General features: G+C 49.1%; 1 protein-coding gene. It reads right to left on the reverse strand.

All coding sequences use genetic code 11. The annotated features are described in order from the left end of the window. Positions 1-684, reverse strand: a 684-nt coding sequence (locus tag H5180_RS23330; protein ID WP_182759262.1) for a tandem-95 repeat protein, incomplete at both ends; no start/stop codon positions are given.

Below are 684 nucleotides of genomic sequence, written 5' to 3' on the forward strand. Positions count from 1 at the left end.
GTTACTTGAGTTTGCCCATTGCTTGGTGCACTGACAACCGTCACACTGCTCACATCTAAGCTGTCGCCGATATCAACATCACTGTCGTTACCCAATACGTTGACTTCAAATGAACCTTCTTCTTGCAGTTGGGCGGTGTTATCTAACGCCACTGGTGCGTCGTTCACGGCATTAATGGTCAGTGTGACGGTCGCTGGGGTTGAGCTTAAGCCTTCACTGTCTGTTAATGTATAGGTGAAACTAAATACCCCATTCACATCTTGGCTTGGCACGATAGCTAAACTACCATCGAGGTTAACACTGACTGTCGCAAAGTCGTACATGCCCGCCCCCGTGCCTTGGTTTTCAAGGCTTACGTTGGCAGCATTAAAGCCACTGTCTTCTACGTCTGAGTCGTTTGCTAAAATAGCTAACGTTGTTGCGGTATCTTCATCAGTCGTCACTGCATCATTAGCAACAACTGGACGGTCATTCACCGCACCTATATTTACCGTAACGGTTCCTGGCAGTGATACACCGCCTTCGCTGTCAGTAATGGTGTAGGTGAAACTGTCTTGCCCTGTAACGTTCGCATCTGGGGTATACACAAAGGTACCCGCGGCTTGGTCAAACACCACTTGCCCTGAGCTTGGCGCTCTGACTAAGTTAATCGTGCCCGTTGGGATGGTGTCTTCCACATCACTG

The sequence above is a fragment of the Pseudoalteromonas sp. SR41-4 genome (assembly GCF_014163985.1).
In the GTDB taxonomy this organism is placed as follows: domain Bacteria; phylum Pseudomonadota; class Gammaproteobacteria; order Enterobacterales; family Alteromonadaceae; genus Pseudoalteromonas; species Pseudoalteromonas rhizosphaerae.